Annotated in this window: 19 protein-coding genes and 2 pseudogenes; 4 read left to right on the top strand and 17 right to left on the bottom strand. The window is 56.6% G+C overall.

Translation table 11 applies throughout. The annotated features are described in order from the left end of the window. Nucleotides 1-29: 29 nt before the first annotated feature. Nucleotides 30-848 carry a hypothetical protein gene (locus ACOZ4O_RS01465; RefSeq protein ID WP_424523546.1) on the bottom strand — a complete coding sequence of 273 codons (819 nt, stop codon included), beginning with the start codon at nucleotides 846-848 and terminating at the stop codon, nucleotides 30-32. A gap of 228 nt (nucleotides 849-1,076) precedes the next feature. Between ACOZ4O_RS01465 and ACOZ4O_RS01460 the strand changes: the two genes are divergently transcribed. Next, nucleotides 1,077-1,748: a helix-turn-helix domain-containing protein gene (locus tag ACOZ4O_RS01460; protein WP_424523545.1), complete on the top strand. Its 672-nt coding sequence runs from the start codon at nucleotides 1,077-1,079 to the stop codon at nucleotides 1,746-1,748. Further along, entirely contained in the window at nucleotides 1,745-2,440 is a 696-nt protein-coding gene (locus ACOZ4O_RS01455; protein WP_424523544.1) for a nucleotidyltransferase domain-containing protein, read from the top strand. The genes ACOZ4O_RS01460 and ACOZ4O_RS01455 overlap by 4 nt, the downstream gene beginning before the upstream one ends. A 122-nt stretch (nucleotides 2,441-2,562) precedes the next feature. Here ACOZ4O_RS01455 and ACOZ4O_RS01450 read toward each other — a convergent pair whose 3' ends face one another. From ACOZ4O_RS01450 to ACOZ4O_RS01410, 9 genes and pseudogenes are all read right to left on the bottom strand, one after another. Further along, nucleotides 2,563-3,492, bottom strand: a complete 930-nt coding sequence (locus tag ACOZ4O_RS01450) for a DUF955 domain-containing protein (protein ID WP_424523568.1) — start codon at nucleotides 3,490-3,492, stop codon at nucleotides 2,563-2,565. A 409-nt stretch (nucleotides 3,493-3,901) separates the two neighbouring features. Beyond that, nucleotides 3,902-4,249: a hypothetical protein gene (locus tag ACOZ4O_RS01445; protein WP_424523543.1), complete on the bottom strand. Its 348-nt coding sequence runs from the start codon at nucleotides 4,247-4,249 to the stop codon at nucleotides 3,902-3,904. 77 nt (nucleotides 4,250-4,326) lie between these two features. Beyond that, a complete protein-coding gene (locus ACOZ4O_RS01440) occupies nucleotides 4,327-5,328 on the bottom strand; it encodes a DUF6610 family protein (protein ID WP_424523542.1) in 1,002 nt (333 codons plus the stop codon). Between the two features lie 156 nt (nucleotides 5,329-5,484). Then, nucleotides 5,485-6,021 carry a hypothetical protein gene (locus ACOZ4O_RS01435; RefSeq protein WP_424523541.1) on the bottom strand — a complete coding sequence of 179 codons (537 nt, stop codon included), beginning with the start codon at nucleotides 6,019-6,021 and terminating at the stop codon, nucleotides 5,485-5,487. Nucleotides 6,022-6,172: 151 nt separating this feature from the next. Continuing rightward, a complete protein-coding gene (locus ACOZ4O_RS01430; protein WP_424523540.1) occupies nucleotides 6,173-6,859 on the bottom strand; it encodes a DUF6166 domain-containing protein in 687 nt (228 codons plus the stop codon). Nucleotides 6,860-7,015: 156 nt separating this feature from the next. Continuing rightward, nucleotides 7,016-7,314, bottom strand: a pseudogene (locus tag ACOZ4O_RS01425) (hypothetical protein). Nucleotides 7,315-7,366: 52 nt separating this feature from the next. Continuing rightward, nucleotides 7,367-7,588 (bottom strand): hypothetical protein, encoded by a 222-nt coding sequence (locus ACOZ4O_RS01420; protein ID WP_321168183.1) that lies wholly within the window; start codon nucleotides 7,586-7,588, stop codon nucleotides 7,367-7,369. 49 nt (nucleotides 7,589-7,637) lie between these two features. Then, nucleotides 7,638-7,913 carry a DUF7389 domain-containing protein gene (locus ACOZ4O_RS01415; protein ID WP_424523539.1) on the bottom strand — a complete coding sequence of 92 codons (276 nt, stop codon included), beginning with the start codon at nucleotides 7,911-7,913 and terminating at the stop codon, nucleotides 7,638-7,640. Nucleotides 7,914-7,936: 23 nt separating this feature from the next. Beyond that, complete coding sequence (locus ACOZ4O_RS01410) at nucleotides 7,937-8,338, bottom strand: DUF6166 domain-containing protein (protein WP_424523538.1); 402 nt, start codon at nucleotides 8,336-8,338, stop codon at nucleotides 7,937-7,939. Nucleotides 8,339-8,460: 122 nt separating this feature from the next. On the opposite strand from ACOZ4O_RS01410, the gene ACOZ4O_RS01405 reads away from it, so the two are divergent. Next, on the top strand, nucleotides 8,461-9,825 hold the full coding sequence (locus tag ACOZ4O_RS01405) for a restriction endonuclease (protein ID WP_424523537.1): 1,365 nt from the start codon (nucleotides 8,461-8,463) through the stop codon (nucleotides 9,823-9,825). Between the two features lie 13 nt (nucleotides 9,826-9,838). Here ACOZ4O_RS01405 and ACOZ4O_RS01400 read toward each other — a convergent pair whose 3' ends face one another. The 7 genes and pseudogenes from ACOZ4O_RS01400 to ACOZ4O_RS01370 all read right to left on the bottom strand — a co-directional run bounded on the left by ACOZ4O_RS01400 (nucleotide 9,839) and on the right by ACOZ4O_RS01370 (nucleotide 17,029). Then, nucleotides 9,839-10,384, bottom strand: a complete 546-nt coding sequence (locus ACOZ4O_RS01400; protein ID WP_247010806.1) for a hypothetical protein — start codon at nucleotides 10,382-10,384, stop codon at nucleotides 9,839-9,841. Between the two features lie 434 nt (nucleotides 10,385-10,818). Further along, a pseudogene (locus tag ACOZ4O_RS01395) lies at nucleotides 10,819-11,658 on the bottom strand (IS5 family transposase). Nucleotides 11,659-11,937: 279 nt separating this feature from the next. Further along, the gene (locus tag ACOZ4O_RS01390; protein WP_247010722.1) at nucleotides 11,938-12,381 is read right to left on the bottom strand and encodes a MaoC family dehydratase; all 444 of its coding nucleotides are present in this window, start codon (nucleotides 12,379-12,381) and stop codon (nucleotides 11,938-11,940) included. Between the two features lie 13 nt (nucleotides 12,382-12,394). After that, nucleotides 12,395-13,600 (bottom strand): acyl-CoA dehydrogenase family protein, encoded by a 1,206-nt coding sequence (locus ACOZ4O_RS01385; protein WP_247010721.1) that lies wholly within the window; start codon nucleotides 13,598-13,600, stop codon nucleotides 12,395-12,397. Between the two features lie 30 nt (nucleotides 13,601-13,630). Continuing rightward, a complete protein-coding gene (locus tag ACOZ4O_RS01380; protein ID WP_247010720.1) occupies nucleotides 13,631-15,280 on the bottom strand; it encodes a long-chain-fatty-acid--CoA ligase in 1,650 nt (549 codons plus the stop codon). A gap of 145 nt (nucleotides 15,281-15,425) precedes the next feature. Further along, on the bottom strand, nucleotides 15,426-16,598 hold the full coding sequence (locus tag ACOZ4O_RS01375; protein ID WP_247010719.1) for a thiolase C-terminal domain-containing protein: 1,173 nt from the start codon (nucleotides 16,596-16,598) through the stop codon (nucleotides 15,426-15,428). After that, nucleotides 16,595-17,029: a Zn-ribbon domain-containing OB-fold protein gene (locus ACOZ4O_RS01370; protein ID WP_247010718.1), complete on the bottom strand. Its 435-nt coding sequence runs from the start codon at nucleotides 17,027-17,029 to the stop codon at nucleotides 16,595-16,597. Before ACOZ4O_RS01370 ends, ACOZ4O_RS01375 begins: the two co-directional genes overlap by 4 nt. A gap of 546 nt (nucleotides 17,030-17,575) precedes the next feature. On the opposite strand from ACOZ4O_RS01370, the gene ACOZ4O_RS01365 reads away from it, so the two are divergent. Next, nucleotides 17,576-19,549, top strand: coding sequence for a 3-hydroxyacyl-CoA dehydrogenase/enoyl-CoA hydratase family protein (locus ACOZ4O_RS01365; protein ID WP_256463877.1), 1,974 nt, complete (start codon nucleotides 17,576-17,578; stop codon nucleotides 19,547-19,549). Nucleotides 19,550-19,771: the final 222 nt, after the last annotated feature.

Genomic DNA, 19,771 nt, shown 5'->3' with positions numbered 1-19,771 from the left:
GTAGTGAGACTACATGTGGACCAGTGACGCTACGACTTTGAGGGGAGGCGCCCATCAGGCCGGGGGACCCGTCCCTGCTTGATCTCATAATCGACTCGCCGGAGGTGTTTACACCCGCCCTCGGGCGTACGCTTCCGCCAGTCTGGACACGTACACGACTCGCTGATCACGTCGACTTCGTACCAGTTTCCGGACGCCGATCGGACCTCATAGCGGCCACCCTTTTCGAGCAGCGAGACGGACATCGATTCGTCGACGGCACGGCTGGTTCGCGGCTCGAGGTCGTCGGACTGGGGAGAGTGCTCCGTGACGACCATCCGATCGCGCACGTCGCCGGAGCGGCCGCCGTCTGGGGCAACCGCAGCCTCGGGGTCCTGGAGACGATCCACAAGTAGGGTTTCGACCGGATGCCCCTCCGGCCACAGATAGTGGACTTCCCGCCGCTCGCGATGATCGTAGGAGCCACAGGCGGCAGCGCTCCCAGTCCAGACACGCCACGCCCCGAGTGCTGCCATCACGTCGACGATGACTCGCGGAACAGCCTCGTGCTCGTCGGGGTAGAACATCCGGAAGCGAGTACAATCCGCCTGCGGCGGAACCAACTCCCACCACTCGACGTCGTCATCCCAACTCTCGTACATCGCTTTATCTTCCCCGTATCCGACGGTCACGCCGTCGATCTGCGGTATCTCCACCGATGTCTCGTCACCCTCGTCTTCGAGCAGCCGAAGGACGGCGTACCGGAGATACTCGTGATTCGGATTGTCTGAAGATTGGGCGACCTGCTCGTGGTGCTCTGCGACTCGCTCTGCCTCGTCGAGAACGGTCATTAGATATCGGTCGGTCATGGGTCGGTGGAGACGGGAGTGCGCCTCCGCCCCTCGGCGGGCGCTGAAAAACTTAACCAACGAATAGCGATCAACCGTCTCCTCTGTTGGTTAATTCATCTCTGCTCGAATGCTGAGCCGGATCGGACTACCAGAGCCAAGAATAGTGTATCTGTATAGCGATAACTTCATAGGGAATACAGGGGACAAGACTAATACCGTTAGATGCGATACCGATAACTATCGATGATGGAGTACGTCGACGAGACCGCGGCGAAGATCATGGTTGCGGCCCAGCCGGGCGACTCGATCCGTCGAATCGCCCAGAAGATCGACGGCTCCTACTCCTGGGTCTACGACTGGATCGAGCGGTTGGAGGACGCAGGCTTCATCCGGCGCGAGGACGGCGTCTACATCGAGAATCACGCTGTCAGGGATCGCTACTACGATCTCGTCGCCGCTATTTCCCGCTCGGTTCCTCCCTCGATCGACGACGGCTACGTCATTCCGCACTTCGCCGGGATGCCCTTTGCGTACACGAAAATCGACGGCGTCTACGTCTGGACCCACGGCGGCTATCAGATCGCCCGCGGCCACGACGACTATCCGATCTTCATCCAGGTCGCCGACCGGGATGTCGAGCAGTGGACGGCGTTCTTTGATGAGTTCGGGATTCCGAGCCGGATCGAAGAGCGGCCGGATGCGGCCGACTACGACGCGACCGTCTCGTACGTGTTGTTCCCGACGAGTGGGGAGATCACTCGCGAGTGGGTTGACGGCAATCCGGTTATTCCGTTGGACGAGGCAATCGAGCACATGTTGGAGTACCGGGTGAACTACGAGCCGGCGTTGGAGATGATCGCCGATGAATATGACCGCGATATCGACGCGTCCCACGAGGACCCGCGTCTCAATGCATGAGTCTCGGTGAACGCGAAGATGAATTGCTGGACACCCTGGAGGCCGTCATTGACGCTGACCTGCCGTACGTGCTCGTCGGTGGGTGGGCGATCGCGGCGTTCAATCAACGCTTCACCACGGACGTCGACGTCGTCATTCCGGCCCAAGCGGTCGACGACTACACGGACCTTCTCACCGACCGCGGCTACGAGAAAACGGCCGATGTCGAGCGAAACGAGCTCTACGAGGGCCGGACTATCCGGTTTACGAAAGATATCGGGAATCCGGTTCGGTTCGACGCGATGGTGGACGCGCTGGGCTGTCGCCAGACGGAAGCTGAGTGGTCGTATCGCTATCTGGCCCAACACTCTGTCACCGAGGAACTGCGAACCGGGCGCCCGGTAACAGCCAGGATCCCGGAACGGGAGTTGCTGTTTGCCGTGAAACTTCATAGTGGCCGCAAGGCAGACTCCCGGGATCTGGTAGTGCTGGCTGCTGGCGCGGATTTCGACCGGATCGCGACTCATCTGCATCGCGGGGAGTCCGAGAAGCTCGCTGGTCGCATCGAGACTGTCCTTAACCGCCTCACGTCGGAGGATTTCGAAGATGCATTCAAAGGAGTCTTCGAACAGCAAACGGTTCCCGAACAGGATATCGATGCCGTCGTTGAGTTCCTTCGTGACCAGCAGCGCCGAATCGATTCTGAACGATAATATCGACCGTCAGTGGTATGTCTCGGGACCGATCGAAACACACGGGGTCGGACGCCGGCCGAATTAACCAACAGTGTGGACAAAGCATCCCCGGCGTTGGTTAACAGCCGGAGAAGGCGTGTTCAGCCTTCGGAGATCGTCCCGATGATCTCTTGAGCGGTCGAACTGATCCGACCGAGACGCTCCTGAATGCTCTCCGCATCGTCGTCCTGCCACGCGGCAAGATAGAACGCTGACCCGCTCGTATCCAGGTTGAAATACCGCCCGACGATGTACGCAACGGCTTCCGCTTCGACCTCGCGTTTTGCGCGCTCGGGCTCGTCGTCGCCATCGAAATGAAGCAGCGCGTGGGCGTACTCGTGAACCAATGTCACCGCGAGATCGGCCTGATTTGAGCGGGCTTTCGCTTCGACGACTGGCTGGCCCTCGTGGAGAGTCCGGTGTTTGCAGACGCCTTCCGCGTCGCCATGCTCCCACTCGGCAGCGTCGACGACACGGACGTCGATATCGAGAGTAGGTGCCGCATCAAGGAGCGCTGGCACCAGGTCGTCGGCGTCACCAGCTGCCTCGGTTTCCAGCTCGGGGAGCGGTTCGCCCTCGGTCTGAGACACATCGAAGACTGCCGTTGGTTTGAATCCAACCAGTCCTTTCGACCATTCCTCTGGCGGTGTCTCGTCATAGTCACAGTCGCTTTGCTCGTGGTAGCTCGGTGAGTTCTCGCACTCAGGGCACTGCTTCGTAATAATGGGTGCCCAGATCCAGATCGCCTGTTCGCCTTCCTGGACGTGCCGGTCGAACCCATTTCGCCAGGTGTTGTAGCCGGCGACCTTCGTTGCCTCGGGGCACTGGAGCTTGATTAGGAGGGTGTTGCGATGGGAGTAGTCGTGGAATCGGGACTGGACATCGAGCCACTCCTGGAACTGTTGGCTGGCTTTTGCCTCATCGACGTCTGCAATGAGCTCGTCGATCCAGTCTTCGATGGTACTGTGCATCTCGTCGTGTCGGGTGTCGGTCTCCTCGAACGAGACCTCCGACTCACTGGTTGTCAGCATGGATTGCATCACATCGAGTACGACGACGTCTCCGAGAAGTCAGGACGCGCCGCACCCCTCGGGGGCGCACAATAAACGACGGCGCGACTGCGGGGTTTATGCCGGGGTTGCTATCGGACGCTGGGATTAACAACCAGTGCGACACAATCACCGAGAGAATGGGTCTCGTCGAAACGTTCCGCGGGGTCGTTGGTACTCGCACGTCCAGCCCGTCTACCCTGTATGAGTGCCGACACTGCGGAACGACCCTTTCCGAGGACGCCGAAACGTGTCCGACCTGTGGTGGAGATGACGTTGTGTGCTACCAATTCTAAGTGAATGTTCTTCTATCTGAACAGGTTGCGGTCAGACTCGTTTCTGTTCGAGATAGTCTCCGGTCAAACACCCCGCAGTGTGAATGGGGGATCGGTTATCGAAGCGCTGTCTTCTCGTCAGCGAAGCCGACCGTGACGAGATACTCGAGGAACGCGTTGAACTGGTCGACATCGCTCGGCGTGTCCGCCGCGAGGTGTCGTGCCCACTCGATGGCCCACTGGAACGCAGGATCGGTTCCGCCCTTGCCATGTATATACCACCAGCGGGCGGCCTTCAGGACGACGAGCGGATTCGTCGGCGGCTGCTCGCTCGCGAGTCCACGAGTGATCGACCGGATCTCCTCGGGTACCTCAGCGGGATCGACCTCGCCTGATTGGGTGTTCGATACGTCGACTGGAATGTCGTCAATCGAGACATCGTTCGGACGCTGTTGTTGACTCACGGAAAATCACCATCTCTGAGGACCCTCTGGATCGAGCCCTCGCCCTCTCTGGAGGGCGCGAAAAACAGCTCACTGCGTCACGCCGGCGGGAGGTAGACGCTCTGCTCGCTGGCGACTTCCTCAAGGTTATTTCGATGGCGGTGGGCAAAGTAGCAGTCGTAACTGCAGTATCCACAGACTGCGCCGGTATCATACTCGGCGACGAATGGACCGCGCTGAGTCGTCCAGACGTTCGCTTCGCATTCGGTACACGCAGCACCATCGAGATCCCCCGGCGATGGTCCCTCATACTCGATCTCTAAGGAGTCGTCCTGTGGTGTCGATTCGGGCCAAACATCTTGAGCCTGCCAGAATTCCTTGAGACGGGCGAGACTGTGGCGGACCGTCTTGCGAACCGTAACGTGGTCGGTGTCGCGACCGCTGTCGTCCCAACCATCTGCCGTCCAGAATTCCCCGAACTGTGCCCCGCGATGTAGACCGTTCCAGTCGAGACCAACAATGTCGGCCGGTGGGTCGTCTGTGAGCGTCGGTCGGGTCAGCTGCTCGATGACGTCGAGTTGTTTCGGCGGGCTTCCACCGAGGATATGAACACGACGGCCCCGCCAGTCGGTCGGCTCGGAGAACTCGTGGGCCAATCGGTCGGCATACCCCCGTGAGTAGCCGAGCACAAGGTCGTCGGGAATCATGCCGATCACCTTGCGGCACTTGGGGACGATGACGAGGTCTGTATCGGGATAGCTCGCCTGGATCTCACGCGCAGCGGCCACGTACCTATCGACGTCGTCGGGGTCGTACACGTCTCCAATTACGCCGACCTTGGCTTCGTGTTCGAAAAACCGGGCGACGTATCGATCCAGATCGGGATTCCGAAAGTCGTTATCCAACATCCCGACGGGAATGTTCAGATGCTTGAACTGGGCCTGCTGATATCCGCAGTCCTCTCGGAACCCAGGTAGGTAGCCGAGCCTGTAGGCATCCAGAGCGAACGGCGCTCGATGAAGGAACGCCACGCTGTCGGCTTGTCTGGCAGCGGAAATCTCACGTTCAGTGCTGCTGCTGGGGCTGATATCGAGCGACATGAATGTGGCCTGCGAGGGCGAATCCGGCCGCCCTGCACCCTCTCAGAGGGGCAATAAACGGAGTCGCAGTCCACCATTAACCCACATTAAACCCCAGACCGCACTTTGTTGGTTAATTATCTGGACGGCTCCGATACCTGCCAAGGATTATCCAACTCACTCGTTGGGCTGACGCCGCCGGCGTACCTGCTCTGGATTCGGCACCCAGGGATGAACATCCCAGCAATGGAGGGCGTGCTCTCGTGCCGTATCGAACAGCGCCTCACATGACCCACATTCGTAGATCGTCTCGGGCCAGCGTTCTGTGACGAACATCGCCGTCACCGTTGATCTGATTGGGTCTGGTGCAACCGACCGCCGGACGTAGTCATAGCCGCTCACCGTCTGTTGACGAAGCGCCGACCGCGCCAGCCGCTCGGGCTGGTCTGCTGGGAGATACACCCAGCGGACGAACCCCTCTTCAGAGTCTTTCGCCGACGGTTGGAGAATGAACCACCGATCGTGGTCGTCGCGGAAGAGATACCGCTCTCTTCCCCGATTTTGGAGATAGACCGGATCGCCTCGACCCGGAATCACCCGCAGACCGATGGACGGGGAGATCGGGGCGAGGAGTCGCTCTTCCAGCGTGAGCGAGCTGGATTCTCCGCATGGTGTCTCGGCCTCAAAATCGTCGAGCGTCGCTTCGCCGGTCATAATTCACGGGGACTCATCTCGTCTGTGTCTTCTCCCGCTGTTCGCTCGTGCCGGTCATTGTATCGCTCGCGTTCTCGGCCGATGCACTCCAACGCCTTGGCGGCGCGTTCGATGAGTCGGTGCGTGGCTCGCGAAAGTCGGAATTTCTCCATCAAGTGTCTCCCTCCGGCTCGACGAGGTCGTTACTCTCAGTGACGAGTTCCTGAACGGCAGAGGCAGGGTCGTTTTCGACCGGAAGCGTTCGATGGTCAAGCGGGGCGGGATACGCTCGGTCACCCTGCGCGCAGAGGATGATCAACCACTCCTCGCTCCCGTCGCCGAGGACGACGTAGTGGTCGATGTCTCGGCGCTGGAAGACCGTCCGATCTGCTCGACTCACGACGCTCCAGTTCGCCGGTAGCGATGGCGACGATCCCCCGCCATCCGGTGTGAGTGCGTGGTGCGCTTCGAATTCGGCGAGTGCTGCTTCGATATCGCTTCCAGTGAGGTGCCAGCAGTCGGCTGGGCCGTCGCACGCCAACTGACTGACCACCTCGTTTCGGAACTGGATGTAGTGTTGCTGGACGACGGTTTCGTTGTCGGTGTAATCGAGGAGGAGCGCACAGGCGAGTTGCGCCGGGCCGCTCCCCGTATAGCCCCAGTCGAATCCCGCCGGGCTATGGCGCACGAGATCGAGACTTCGATCCGGAGTGAGGCGCTCGTGGTCGGTGAGGTTCAGCACTACTGGCGTCCCGTCGACGCGCATCCCGACGTACTCAACGCGGTCTGCGTTCGCTTGGCACCACTCACTCGTATCCTGTACTACCATTCGTGGGTCGGTGGTCGGATCCGTCTCCATCGGTTGAATGCGGGCGTTCGGATTCCCCGCACCCCTGCTGGGGGTCGAAAAACCACCACCGGCTATTAGGCCCTCAGCGTCGCTTCAAAGTTAGAACTCAGACTATTATAGTTCAGACTATAACATTTCGGCGGATAACTAATCAACAGGGGCAGTTTATTCTTCGAAGAGACAGCGGCCAACCCCATCATTACCAGCGAGGGTCTGCTGGTCTTCGTCTGTATCGGGAAGAGGGTCGACTGATCACCCTCCGATGTTTGCTCAACTTCGGGTCGGTCGTCGACGCCGAACTCACTCGCCCTGGGGCGACCAAGCCGTGAATCCCGGTCGCGGTGATCAACGTCGGCACCGAAGTTCTCGAGTGAGGTCTCGACGCTCGATTCGGTCACTTCGAGCTGGCCATCGTCACCGAAGGCGGTCTGTCGCTGAATCTCGATTTCGGAGCGATCGCTCATCTGACTGGAGCCCCACCCGCCGAGGCTCCACCAGAAACCTCCGGGTGTTGGGTCAACCGTCTTCTGCGCGGATTTCGCTGGCCCGATGTTCGAGCCGGCGCAGGATCTGGACGCGCTGCTGATTCGCGTTTTCGTAGGCGACGCAGGCTCGTAGCGTCTCCATATCGTTGATCGTCACGATGCCGGCGTTGATGAGTCGCGTATTCGGGGCTTCGAGCCGTTGCTCTGGTGAAAGCTCGTTAGCGTCAGTCGATTGTCCATCAGGATTGGTCACAGATGATCGCCTCCAGTCCTGTCGAGGCGCGAAAAAACAGCGCTCTCCGCTACCCGCCTTCTTCCGGCTGAATCTGACGGGTGTCCTCAGCGAGATCGTGGATGTACTCTCTGAGGATTTCCATGTCCTTGCGGGCGTCTTCGAGGGTCTTGCCTTTCGCCTTCGCGATAACTTCGTCTTGATCTCTGGTACCGGTTCCCCGTTTGAGCTTCACGGTGAGGGAGACGCCGACATCACTGCGTTCGACGTATTCCGTTCGTGTCCGCTGTTCACTGGCTTCGGTCGATTCGCTATTCGAACGAGACGTCTGGTTGTGTTCTGACATGGATTACTCTCGGGGATTGGTGCTTAGATGGACGGTACGACCGGCTCTCCGGATGTTTCGTGAAGGACTGCGTCGATGTCACTCCCGGTGAGGCGCCAGCATCCGTCGGGACCTGTACATTCGAGTTGGCTTACGACCTCGTCTTTGAACTCCTGGTAGTGATCGAGGGCGAACGCCTCGTCGCCCGTGTAATCGAGCAGGAGTGCGAGCGCGAGCTGTGCCGGACCACTGCCACCATACCCCCATTCGAACCCCGAGGGACTGTGGTTCACCAGCGCGAGACTCCGCTCCGGCGTGAGCTGTTCTTGATCCGATTGGTTCTCGACGATGGCGCAGCCTCGACGACGGTAGCCGACATAGACGGTGTCGCCATCATCCGAGACCCGTGACTGTCCATGCGAGCGTGGGTCGCTGATTCCACTCATAGGTTGGTTCGCGGGAGGTTCGTTCGATCACCCCCGCACCCCTCTCGGGGGTTCAAAAAACAGGTCGGGCTGCGTTCGACAACGTATTTGACAGTTGCAACGCACTGTCCAGGTATATCGGGATGGCTGTACTGGACGATCTCTCGGGGTTCGAGTTCGAGGACGTGATCGAAGACGTGTTTCGCAACCTCGGCTACGAGAACGTCCGTCAGGCCGAGAAGACGGCTGACGAGGGTCGCGACGTCATCATGGAGGAGGTCGTCGACGGGACCCGGCGTGCGATAATTGTCGAGTGCAAGCACACGGGGACGGTCGGGCGGCCGGTCGTCCAGAAGCTCCACTCGGCGATCGCGACGTTCGACTTCGACGGCCCGAAACGCGGAATGGTCGCCACGACCGGCCGGTTTACGAACCCTGCTCAGGAGTACGCCGACCGCCTCCAGCAGAACGACGACCCACATCCAATCGAGCTGCTCGATGGCGAGGACCTCCGGGAGATCGCCGACGAGATCGGCCTCGACCTCTACAACGGGCGCATCGAGATACTCTGCGACGAGACGCTACGTCCCTACGACCCGGCCGCCGACGTCGACGCACCCGTCGAAGAGGCGTTTCGCGATATTGAGAACATCGAAGCCGCCGACCTTCCAGAACCGCACTCATCGGTGACGTTCCGCCCAGTGGTCGCGGTCACCGCGGACACGAACGCCGTCTTCGAGACGTCGGTGGGCGTCATCCACCGGATCAACGACCGGACGCGATTCGTTGCCCACGCCGAACGCGGGCAGCCGCAGGTCGTCGACGAGGACGTCGGGACGCTGGTCACCGAGAATCTCCACGCGACGGTCGACCTCGACGCCGAGCAGTTCGGAGAGGTGTTCGACGACGTCGAGGAGCGCCGGTTCGGACAGACTCAGACGGAGTACAAGGAGTGGGCCGTCGAGCGCCTCCAGCAGCACCACATGACGACGGTGACCTACACCGGCGACAACAACGTCACGTACCACAAGACTTGCGAGCCGAATCGTTCGGACATCTCCGTGCAGTCGATCGAGCCCGTATACCTCCCCGAGGTTCGGCACACCACCGACATCCAAGCGTACACCTACCCCTACGAGTACTACGCGGCAGGCCCGTCCAGAGTAACAGCCGAGGACGGCATCCATCGGTGCGTCCACTGTGACACGAGCGGCATCGATGAGACGTACACCTATTGTTCGAACTGCGGGGCCATCGCCTGCTCCAGTCACATCAAAATGGAGCGGCTGGAAGGTGAGCCGATCTGTACGGGCTGTGCGGTGACGGAACGGTTCGCGCTGAAGACGAAGTACTTCTACGACCAGGAGAATCTCGAGGCGTTCCGCGAGGAGTACGCCGACATGCCGCTCCACGAGAAGGCGATGGAGAACAAGTGGCTGGCCGGGGGAAGCGTTGTCGCGACGCTGCTGCTCGTGGTCGGACTACTCATCATCGGCGGCATCATCTGAGCGGGCTACGCGTTCACGCCGGCTCAGCGACCAGCTCTTCGAGCGCGTGCTCAAGCGGGCCGTGGAACTGCCAGCTGGCCCGCTCGAAGGCTTCCTCGGTCGGACCATCCCACCGGGGGAAGGCGGAGTGACCACTCACCTTGACGGTCCACTCGGAGGGGCCCTCGAACGGGTTCCGGGTCGGGAGTTCGACGACGTAGAGGTACTCTTCGTCGCCGTGAATGCCGTCGGCTGGGCTCTCGACGCCGTGTCCGAGCAGGAACATCGGCTGGTCGAGGTGCTCCATATTGTCCGGCTCGAGGAGATCCGAGGGTTGGTCAGCGTGGATCGTTCGGTCTGGGTCACCATCCAGATACAGGTCGATCGTCGAGAGCTTGTCGAGGAACACGAATGTCGCCGCTGTGTACCCCGGTCCGCGCTCGGCGCGAGTCGCATCGAGAAGTTCCTTTAGCTGGGAGAGATCCCGCAGAACGCTACCTGGGTAACCGTCTGAATGCCGGTACACCTGTGCGACGCGCTCGGCGTCGCCATCCGTTTCACGGGGGCCGCTCCGACGTATTCGAGTTCTACGATGTCTCCATTGCGTCGCTAAGCATACCTCAGAGATTTCTGTACCATCGAACTCCTCGTTCGCCACTTGGACAAGCGGCAATCAGCAATCGGTGGTGGAGGTGGTCTCGGATAGCCGATTCGGATCGGGGGCACACCAGCGACCGAGAGATGGCTCTCCAACATGAGAGCGGACGAGGGGCAGGGGTGGAATGTCAGACTCCAACACTACAGGGCGTGAACATGGGTGCGATGTCTGTCCCTGCCCACGTGGAGCTCTGTGTACACGCCAATAAACGCCCGACAACTCGTCAATAATTGGCGTTTCAGAGTTACTCCTCAAGCCGTCGGCCGCTGGTCCGAACCTGGTGAGGCGATGTACAGCGCGCAGTACGTCGAGACTCGATGAATATACTCAATTAGGCCCTGATTAGACGCCTGAATTCATGTGTTTGAGCGGTCGAGCGCGAGTTCCACGTTTCTGACTGCGCACTTGAGAACGAGTTCTCGGAACTGGCCGAACCACGTTCTCGCTCGAACGATCTCGCCGTATTTGCGCCGAAGCGCGAAAAACGTCGCCTCGATGTTCGAGCGTTGGTGGTCGATCGTATCATCAAGCAAGACATTGTTGGCGACGCCGTGCCAGCCGAACTCGCGGTACTTGACTACCGGTTTGACGCCCTATGACCGGAGTTTGTGGCGAAGCAGCTCCCAGTCGTAGCCTTTGTCGGCGGTGAGAATGCTCAGTTTCTCTAGGTTTCGCGTGAGCAGTTGCCACGCGATCTGTGAGTCGTGCGGTTGTTTCATCGAGCAATGTATATCTAGAATCGTACCAGTTTTACAGTCGATCAACGCGGTAGTTTTCACCGCCTTGAACGTGTAATTCGTGCGTTTCGCATAGTGCTGGCTCGCCGCGATGCGATCCATGCCGGTTGCGTCGATCGCCTGAATCTCGCCGGTGTCGTGCAGCTCCGCCGACAGCCGGAGGAAGTCACGCCAGAGCGGCATTTTGAGCTGTTGTATCCGGACACACACTGTGGTAAAATCAGGTGGCTGAGCCATCTCTAACTCCATGATTCGAGCGACTCGCGGCATTTCGTGTAGGACCTCGAGAAGCCGTCGGTACGGTAAATTGAGATACGTCTTGAGGCCGTGAATCGACACGATCACCCAGTCGGCGTAGCCGCCAGTACCCTTCTGAACGGGCGGGTTAGGAGTCCCGACGACGGCTTTTTGGGCCAGCGTTACGACGTGCATAGTGAAGCGGGCTAGCTTCGTTGGCACAACCGAATCTAACCCGCTTCACTTCCTAGTAAATTAGACATGTAGCGGAACCTTCTAGGAACACGATACTAATGGAGGTGCCGCTGAGCTACGCGTCTTTGAGCGTCTAAACAAGGCCCGATGATTGTGGACTCTATGGAAGAGATCAACCACCTCTTCGTTCACTCAACCGCCGACACTAACGTGTAAAGCTGAGTATAGAACCGCTAAACCGTATTTTGATGAGTGTCTAATCAAGCCCGTCCTTCAGAAGAGAACGGTGGACCAACCATGCTATTCCTATTGCCGTTCTACTAGAACATTATTGGTTACCCGAAGAACAACGGAGTCGTGTTGATTAACGACCTTACGCATAATCGTCACGAGTCCTCGGGAAGGATTGGATTTTGATGGGCGCTTCTCAAGGATTTCAAGCGTCGTGGAAAGTGTATCTCCGGGACGAACAGGATTCGGGAACTCTGCTTCGTCAAAACCGACGCTCCCTAGCAGGTGGCTTTCTCGAAAGAAACTATCGACGACTTGTTTCTGGGAGAGTGCAAAAGTTTGCAGTCCACTTGCGATTACGCCATTAAATGGCGTTTCCGCTGCGGTCTCTTCGTCAATATGGAACGGAAGCGGATCGTATTTCTGCCCGAACTCAAGGATTTCTTGCTTGGTAACTTCGACATCATCGGTTTTATGAGTTTCGCCGACGACGAAATCTTCGTAATATCTATTATACATATCAATTTTTCGTCTAGAGGAGACCGTTTTGCTTAGCGATCGTGTTGAGTTGGATCTCGTCAGTTCCTTCTACGATCCGAAGCACTCTAGCGAGATGGAGATGATCAACAAATGGATTGTCCTCTGATAGGCCGTTTGCACCGTGAATCTGGACCGCGTTATCCGCAATTTCCCAGAAAGCGTTAGTCGCGAACCAATGGAAGATTGAGACATCCTCAACGATGTCGTTACCCTGATCCAGATTCCATGCGGTTCGTAGCCCCCCAGCGTCTGCCATATACGTTTTCGCACGTCCTCGTGCATACATGCTTGACACCTGCTGGAACGACCCGATGGACTCTCCGAACGCTTCACGTTCTCGTGCATACTCCCGGCTCTTTTCAAGCAGATACTGGGAGTAGCCAACAGCTTCTGCTCCGAGTTCGAGTCGACCCATCGTCAATAGTTCCATTGCATCTCGAAATGCGCCATGCTTGGGGCCAAGAACGCGTGATTCAGGTACGGCAACGTCGTCCAGAAGGATTTCGGCTTGCCAACCCTCTAAGCCAATAGCGTTGTTGACCGAGCCGACTTCGAACTCGTCTCGTTCGACGATGAAACACGTGATACCATCGTATCGCCGATCGACCTCCGCCAGCGGCTTTGTCCGTGCCAGCACGAGGGCGAAATCGCAGAATGCCGCGTTCGTAATCCACTGCTTTCGACCGTTGATTATCCATTCGTCACCGTTCTTTTCAGCTTCGGTTGACATCGAGGGTGAGTCAGAGCCGACATCGGGTTCAGTTTGACCGAATGCAGTCGATTTCTTACCACGCACGACTGGCTTGAAGTACCGTTCGACCTGTTCACCCTCAGCAAGACCCAATAACGCATTTGGCCCCTCCGGCCCCTTGAGGACATACTCAGAGAGCCCTCGTCCCTTCGAAGCGACGTGGCGCTTCGCTGCGTACCACGTTATTTTTGAGACCCCTTGGCCACCCACCTCTTCGGGCATATGCATAGCATAAAACCCAGCCTCACCACTCTTTTGACGAATACTCTGGATTGCTTCGAGTATCTCATCAGTGGGTTGACCGTTTGCTCGTCGACCTAGGGTGGGATTGTTAAGTTTCGATTCAAGGTCACTTGTTAAGGGTGCTACTTCCCGCTCAATAAACTCATCAAGGCTGTTCAATACGAGCTGCGTCTCTTCGTCAACTTCGAAATTAATGCCTGTCATATCCCTGTTTGAATCTAGTCTAAGATGCTTTCAATCGAAGTACCGACCTTCGTACTGATTACGGATTACTTTCTTGTTGTTTTTCCCCACACTTGTTTTTGGAATCTCGTTAGTGAACTCAATTTCATCGGGGAGTTGCCAGTCCGCGAACCGCTGGGAAAGAATTTCATCGAGTTCTTCACGATCGAATTCGTCTTCGACCTCAACAAGTGCGAATGGGCGCTCTTCCCATTCCGGGTGTTCAAGGCCAACAACGCACGCGTCTCTGACATCCGGATGTTCGATGAGGAGGTTTTCCATGTCGACAGACGAAATCCATTCCCCACCGCTTTTAATAACATCCTTGATACGGTCAGTGATCTTTAGATATCCTTCCTTATCGATAACCCCAGCGTCTCCGCTTTTCCAGAACCCATCGTCAGTGAACGAATGTTCGGTTCGGTCGTCGTCATGGTAACTGCTTACCACCCATGGGCCACGGATGAGAATTTCTCCGGCGGATTCACCGTCGTGTGATAGTTCCTCCCCTGTGGTAGGATCGACTATTTTCATCTCGATACCCGGGACAGTCAGTCCCTGCTTGCGCCGCATATCGAGCTTTTCTTCCTCAGAGAGGTCTTCTTCAAGCGACGGCTTGATGTAGTTCATCGTTACCAGCGGGGTCGTCTCAGTTGCGCCATATGCATGGACGATCTCTGCCCCCGTGAGTTCTTTGTATCCCCGTATCATGTCCAGCGGCGGCTCTGTGGCCCCAGACATCATCTGTAGATCGTTCCAGTTCGGGATATCGTCGAGATCCCGAATGTAATCAAGCATCGGCATAAAAATAGCTGGTGCCCCGTTTGTTACGGTCGCATCCTCGTCACGGATGAGATCAACCAGCGGTTCGGGATTTTCCGCCCGATATCGGCCTGGGAACGCAAGCTTTGCGCCAGCGTACGTCGCAGCGTAGGCCAGTCCCCATCCTTGTCCATGGAACATCGGAGTGATTTGAGCGACTGAGTCCTCATGTGAGATACCGATGGAATTCGCCAACTGCATCGTGTGTAGGTAGATGTTCCGGTGGGAATAGTACACCCCTTTGGGACGCCCCGTCGTTCCAGTCGTGTAGCAGGCACTGTATGCCGATGTTTCGTCGATGTATGGCCAATCGTACTCCGGCTCCGCCTCAGTTAATATGTCTTCATAGGAGTACGTCGGCTCGAGATCGGTTTCGACCTCGTCGAGCTCGTTATCAGTCATGACGACGAATCCCTCTATGGAACTGACCTCGTGGGCGACACCTTCAGCGACTTCCAGAAGGGATTCGTCGACCACTAAGAACCGCGGTTCCGAGTGATTTAACACATACTGTAGTTGATCTGAATGCAGTCGGAGATTGAGCTGAAGGAAAACGGCACCGGTTCCGGGAATGCCGAAATAGCATTCATAGTGACGGTGGTCATTCCACGCAAGCACACCTACGCGATCTCCGGCCTCAACACCCAACTCTTCGAGGGCATTGGCCAAGCGCTGCATTCGTTCGTACGCCTCTCCGTAGGTGTACCGGAACTGGTCTTCACCTGTTCCTGAGACGATTTCCCGATCAGGAACGTTTCGTGCTGCCGCCTCGATGAATCTTGTCGTGTTGAGCGGATACTCGTCTCCACTAGTCGATGGGAATCCATCTATGACCTCCATGGATTCTTGTTATGTGCTTTCATATATATAGGTTCGGGGTGACAACCTATTCTGTTGTTGCCGATTGGGAAACAATTTTTAGAGGTGTCTAACGACAGATCTTTAGATAGGAATGTGAAACCGAATATCTAGTAAAAACAAAAAATCAGCGGTTACTGAGGATCGTTACTGTCGATACGCCGCCTTCACCTACAAGTGCGCCACCCGAGTTCTGGGCTAATCCAATAGACGGATTTTCAACCTGCCGGGCTCCCGCCTCGCCACGGAGTTGCCAGACGAGTTCACAAATCTGGGCCACCCCCGTTGCTCCCACCGGATGACCGCGTGACTTGAGTCCACCACTTGGATTAACCGGAGTACGACCATCGAGCATAACGTCACCACTCCGGACGAGTGAAGCACCTTCCCCTCGATCCGCTAACCCTAGTCCTTCGTAATGCATTAGCTCGCCGATGGTAGCCGCATCATGAACTTCGACAACATCCAGATCATCCGGGCCGATACCAGCCTCACTGTAGGCCTTTTGGGCCACGCGTTCGTCAAGTTCTTCACGCCAGAATTCGACCTCCTCAAGGTAATTGCCGCTCAACATTTCGGCAGCATCGACGTAGATTGGTTCTTCAACCAACTCTTCGGCGATTTCGCCGCGTGCGATGACTGCTGCTGCTGCTCCATCTGACATTGGACAGGCATCAAGCAGCCGGATAGGATCGGAGATTGGGCGGGATTCAAGGATGTCGTCGCGGTCAACGTTGAGCTGAAGATGTGCCCGTGGATTTTTAAGCCCATTGTCATGGTTTTTGACCGCGATGTCGGCCAATTCCTCGCGTACATTACCGAACTGATTCATGTAGGCATTAGCGCGCATCCCGTAGAGGCCCATGAACGTCATCCCCATTGCACCCTCAACTTCTGCGTCCGCCGCACCAGCCATATCTTTGAGAGTAACCTCCGTCGGGACACCAGTCATTTTCTCAACACCCATAGCGAGCACGATATCGGATTCGCCTGATTGAACTCTCTTATAGGCCTCTTGGAATGCACAGGTTGAGCTGGCACACGCGTTCTCAACTCGGATGACCGGGATACCTGTTACCCCTACTTCTCGGAGTATTGCTTGGCCAATAACGCTGGTTTGATCCTGGGCAGTAGTAGCGACATTACCGATATACGCTTCCTCGATATCATCTGGTTCAACGCTCGAAGACAAGAGCGCTTCACGAACGGCTCTGCTCCCAAACTCAGTTACGCGCTGTCCCTCCAGTTCGCCGAAGTCGGACTGGCCGACGTTGATGACAGCTACTTCGTTTTCAGTCATTGTTCTTCCTCCATGGGGCGGAACATATGGCCAAACAACGGTTCACCGGTCTCCGGATCTGTCTTGATTTTTTCAAGTACCAGTTCCACTTGGTCGCCAACTTCGAGTGATCTTTCTTTCCACTCGGTGAAGCGAGAGTAAACCTGTACGTTTTCCAGGTTCACAAAGCCGAATGCGTACGGTGGTTCGATTCCATCTTGACCAGTATGTGCAACGGTGTAGGTCTCGAGGTGTCCTGTTCGTGCAAGTTCGACATCAGAGACGTTGTCCGAAAGACAATTGCGGCAAAACGGCCGAGATGGAAAGACAACGTACTCGCACTCGGAACATTCGGTCCCTATCAGCACTGGATTATCATCGGCGGCAATACGAATCGACCCGTCAACGACGAGTCCCGACGACTCATTATAGTCGGGGTGCACCTGTCGCATACGCTCCCAAATTGATGCTGTGTATATAAGTGTTTGGCCGGTAGTCCGGTGGTGTAGTATCCATTGGTGGAACGCGCAGTCGCCCTGTTTCTGCTCGTTTTGGGACGCTATGCTGCTCTTTTCGAGAGACCGTGCTGAAGAGACGGGCCAGTCGGTGTCACCGACTGGCCCGTCACATCCTCGCAGGTGAAGTTCCCGAATTGTTGGGTGAAAATTACCTGAGGACGCCCATTGCGGAACAATTCCTTCATAGCTTCGTATCCCATCGTAAATCGAATGGTTAGCGGCAATGACACCAGCGCGTCGAGTCCCTTCTCTGCCTCTGTTTTATGCTCTCTAGGAACCACCGGAGATCTCACTTTCCACTACCTCACCAGACAGCACCAGGTAGTACTTCGAACGAGATTAAATCACCAGAACGCGATTTTCCTATGGTATTGTGAGTGGCCTCGGAAGAGCAATAGAACCACCAATGACCGATGAAGCATCAAAGACTGGGGAAAATTATAACAAGGACGATGGAGACGTCTTAAGCACGGTGAAAAAATGAGTGCGCCACTAACCGAAAGTGTAGAGACTGTGACAGTCGTCGGAGGCGGAACAATGGGTCATGGTATCGCTCAAACCTTTGCGATGTCTGGATACGACGTTACGATTATCGACATCAACGAGGACGTCTTGAAAACCGCTCTCGAAAAAATCGAAGGAAGTCTCGAGAAACTCACTAAGGATCCGGATGCCGTATTAGCACGGATCAAGACGACGACGTCAGAGGAAGATGCCTACGGTGATGCCGATCTTGTCGTCGAAGCAGTACCTGAGAACATCGACTTGAAACAGGATGTTTTTAGTACGATCGATGACCACGCACCGGAAAGAACGATTCTAGCGACCAATACTAGTACTCTCCCGATCACCGAAATTGCGTCCGCGACGGATCGGCCGAGCAAGGTTGTCGGCCTGCATTTTTCCAATCCAGTTCAGCTTATGGACATCGTCGAGGTTATCCGGGGTGAGGAAACGGCCGACGATATATTTGAGGCGGCTGAAACGATCAGCGAGGCGATTGGCAAGACCCCAGTTCTCGTTGAGAAGGATATCCCCGGATTCCTTATCAATCGGATCAATCTCCGATTCTGGCTTGAGGCAGTTCGTCAGGTTGACCAAGAGGGGCGAGACAGGAAAACAATAGACGCCGCGATCCGGCGGATCGGCCTTCCAATGGGACCGTTCGAGGTTCTCGACTTCAGTGGTATAGATGTCGCTACCATGGCTGCCCACTCGATGCAAGAACGAGGAGTCGACCTGCACATCCCCGATCTGCTCGAAAAAAAAGAGGAGGCCGAGAATTACGGTATGAAGACCGGTGAGGGCTTCTACACATATCCTGAACCAGGGGAGTATTCACGTGTTGAGATTCCACAGGAGCGTCGCCATGACTTCGATCCGAAACATCTAGTCGCGCCTGCTGTAAACGAAGCGGCTTGGATGCTGGCGAACAACGTGACCACGAAGTCAGAGATCGACAAGGCGATGCAAATCGGAATGAACTGGCCGCGAGGCCTCCTCGAGATGGCTGACGAGTACGGGATTGACCGACTTGTCGAGACGTTGGAAGAGTTGCATTCCCGGTCGGGTTGGGATGAGTATGAACCCAACCCATCTCTTCATGAATCGGTGGCGAACGGGGAACTCGGGCAGAAGACAGGAATCGGCTTCTACGAGTGGGAATACGAGCAGGCGGAGTTCGAGACGGTTAGATATGAGCGACGTGAATACACTGCATGGATTACGCTCAACAGACCAGATCGACTCAACGCGCTTGACAAGTCGAGCTGGAACGGTCTGAAGGCCGCTCTCGAGAAGGCAGCGAATGACGACAAAGTTCGAGCGACAGTCCTCCAGGGAGCAGGACGAGCATTCTGTGCTGGCGACGACATCGCGGAGATCCAAAGCCTTGAGTCGACAGAGGATGCCAGAGAAATGTTCGAAGAGGTCGTAGGCCCGACGGTACAAACGATTCGCGATCATCCGAAACCGGTAATTGCAGCTGTTGAGGGAGCTGCTAACGGCGGGGGGTGTGAGCTCGTTCTACTTTGCGATCTTGCAGTCGCCTCTACGAACAGTAGCTTCGCGCTTCCAGAAGGACAGATCGGGGCGCTCCCACCAATTGGACTCACATACGGTCGGATGAGTCTCGGAAAGAAAGAGATCATGGAAATATCGCTGACAGGCGATCAATTCACCGCTACTGAAGCGGAATCGATGGGAATCGTCAATTACGCAGTTGATGAAACGCAGGTAGAAGATATCGTTCGTGAACTCGCTCATTCGACGACTGCATCGGGACCGAAGTCTGTTAGGGAAATGAAAGACCTATGGACAGAGATGGAAGACGATCTGCTAGAAACGTGGTTCGACGAGGCGATGGACCGGCTCGTCAAACGGACGCAGTCGGAAGAAGCTGAGAAGGGACTCTCGGCGTTTCTCGAAAAACGCGAAGCGGACTGGAAGCGATAGAAAGGTCCCGACGGAACTGTACGAATATTGATTGGCGGATACTAACGAATTCGGTTTCGGCAAATCGTTGGATAGCGTCTGCTTCTACCGTTAGAACTAGGGAGATGAAGCGGGAAACCGCCGCTGATTATGTCAAAGATCCCTGCTTCACAAAGAATGTTTGGAAAGTTCCGCGAACTCACCTTGATGTGTACGGTTCACACATCAGGCAGGCGGTGGCAT

This window comes from Salarchaeum japonicum (assembly GCF_049705945.1).
In the GTDB taxonomy this organism is placed as follows: domain Archaea; phylum Halobacteriota; class Halobacteria; order Halobacteriales; family Halobacteriaceae; genus Salarchaeum; species Salarchaeum japonicum_A.
The sequence above is the reverse complement of the archived record's forward strand: the minus strand, read 5'-3'. Positions and strand labels throughout refer to the sequence as shown.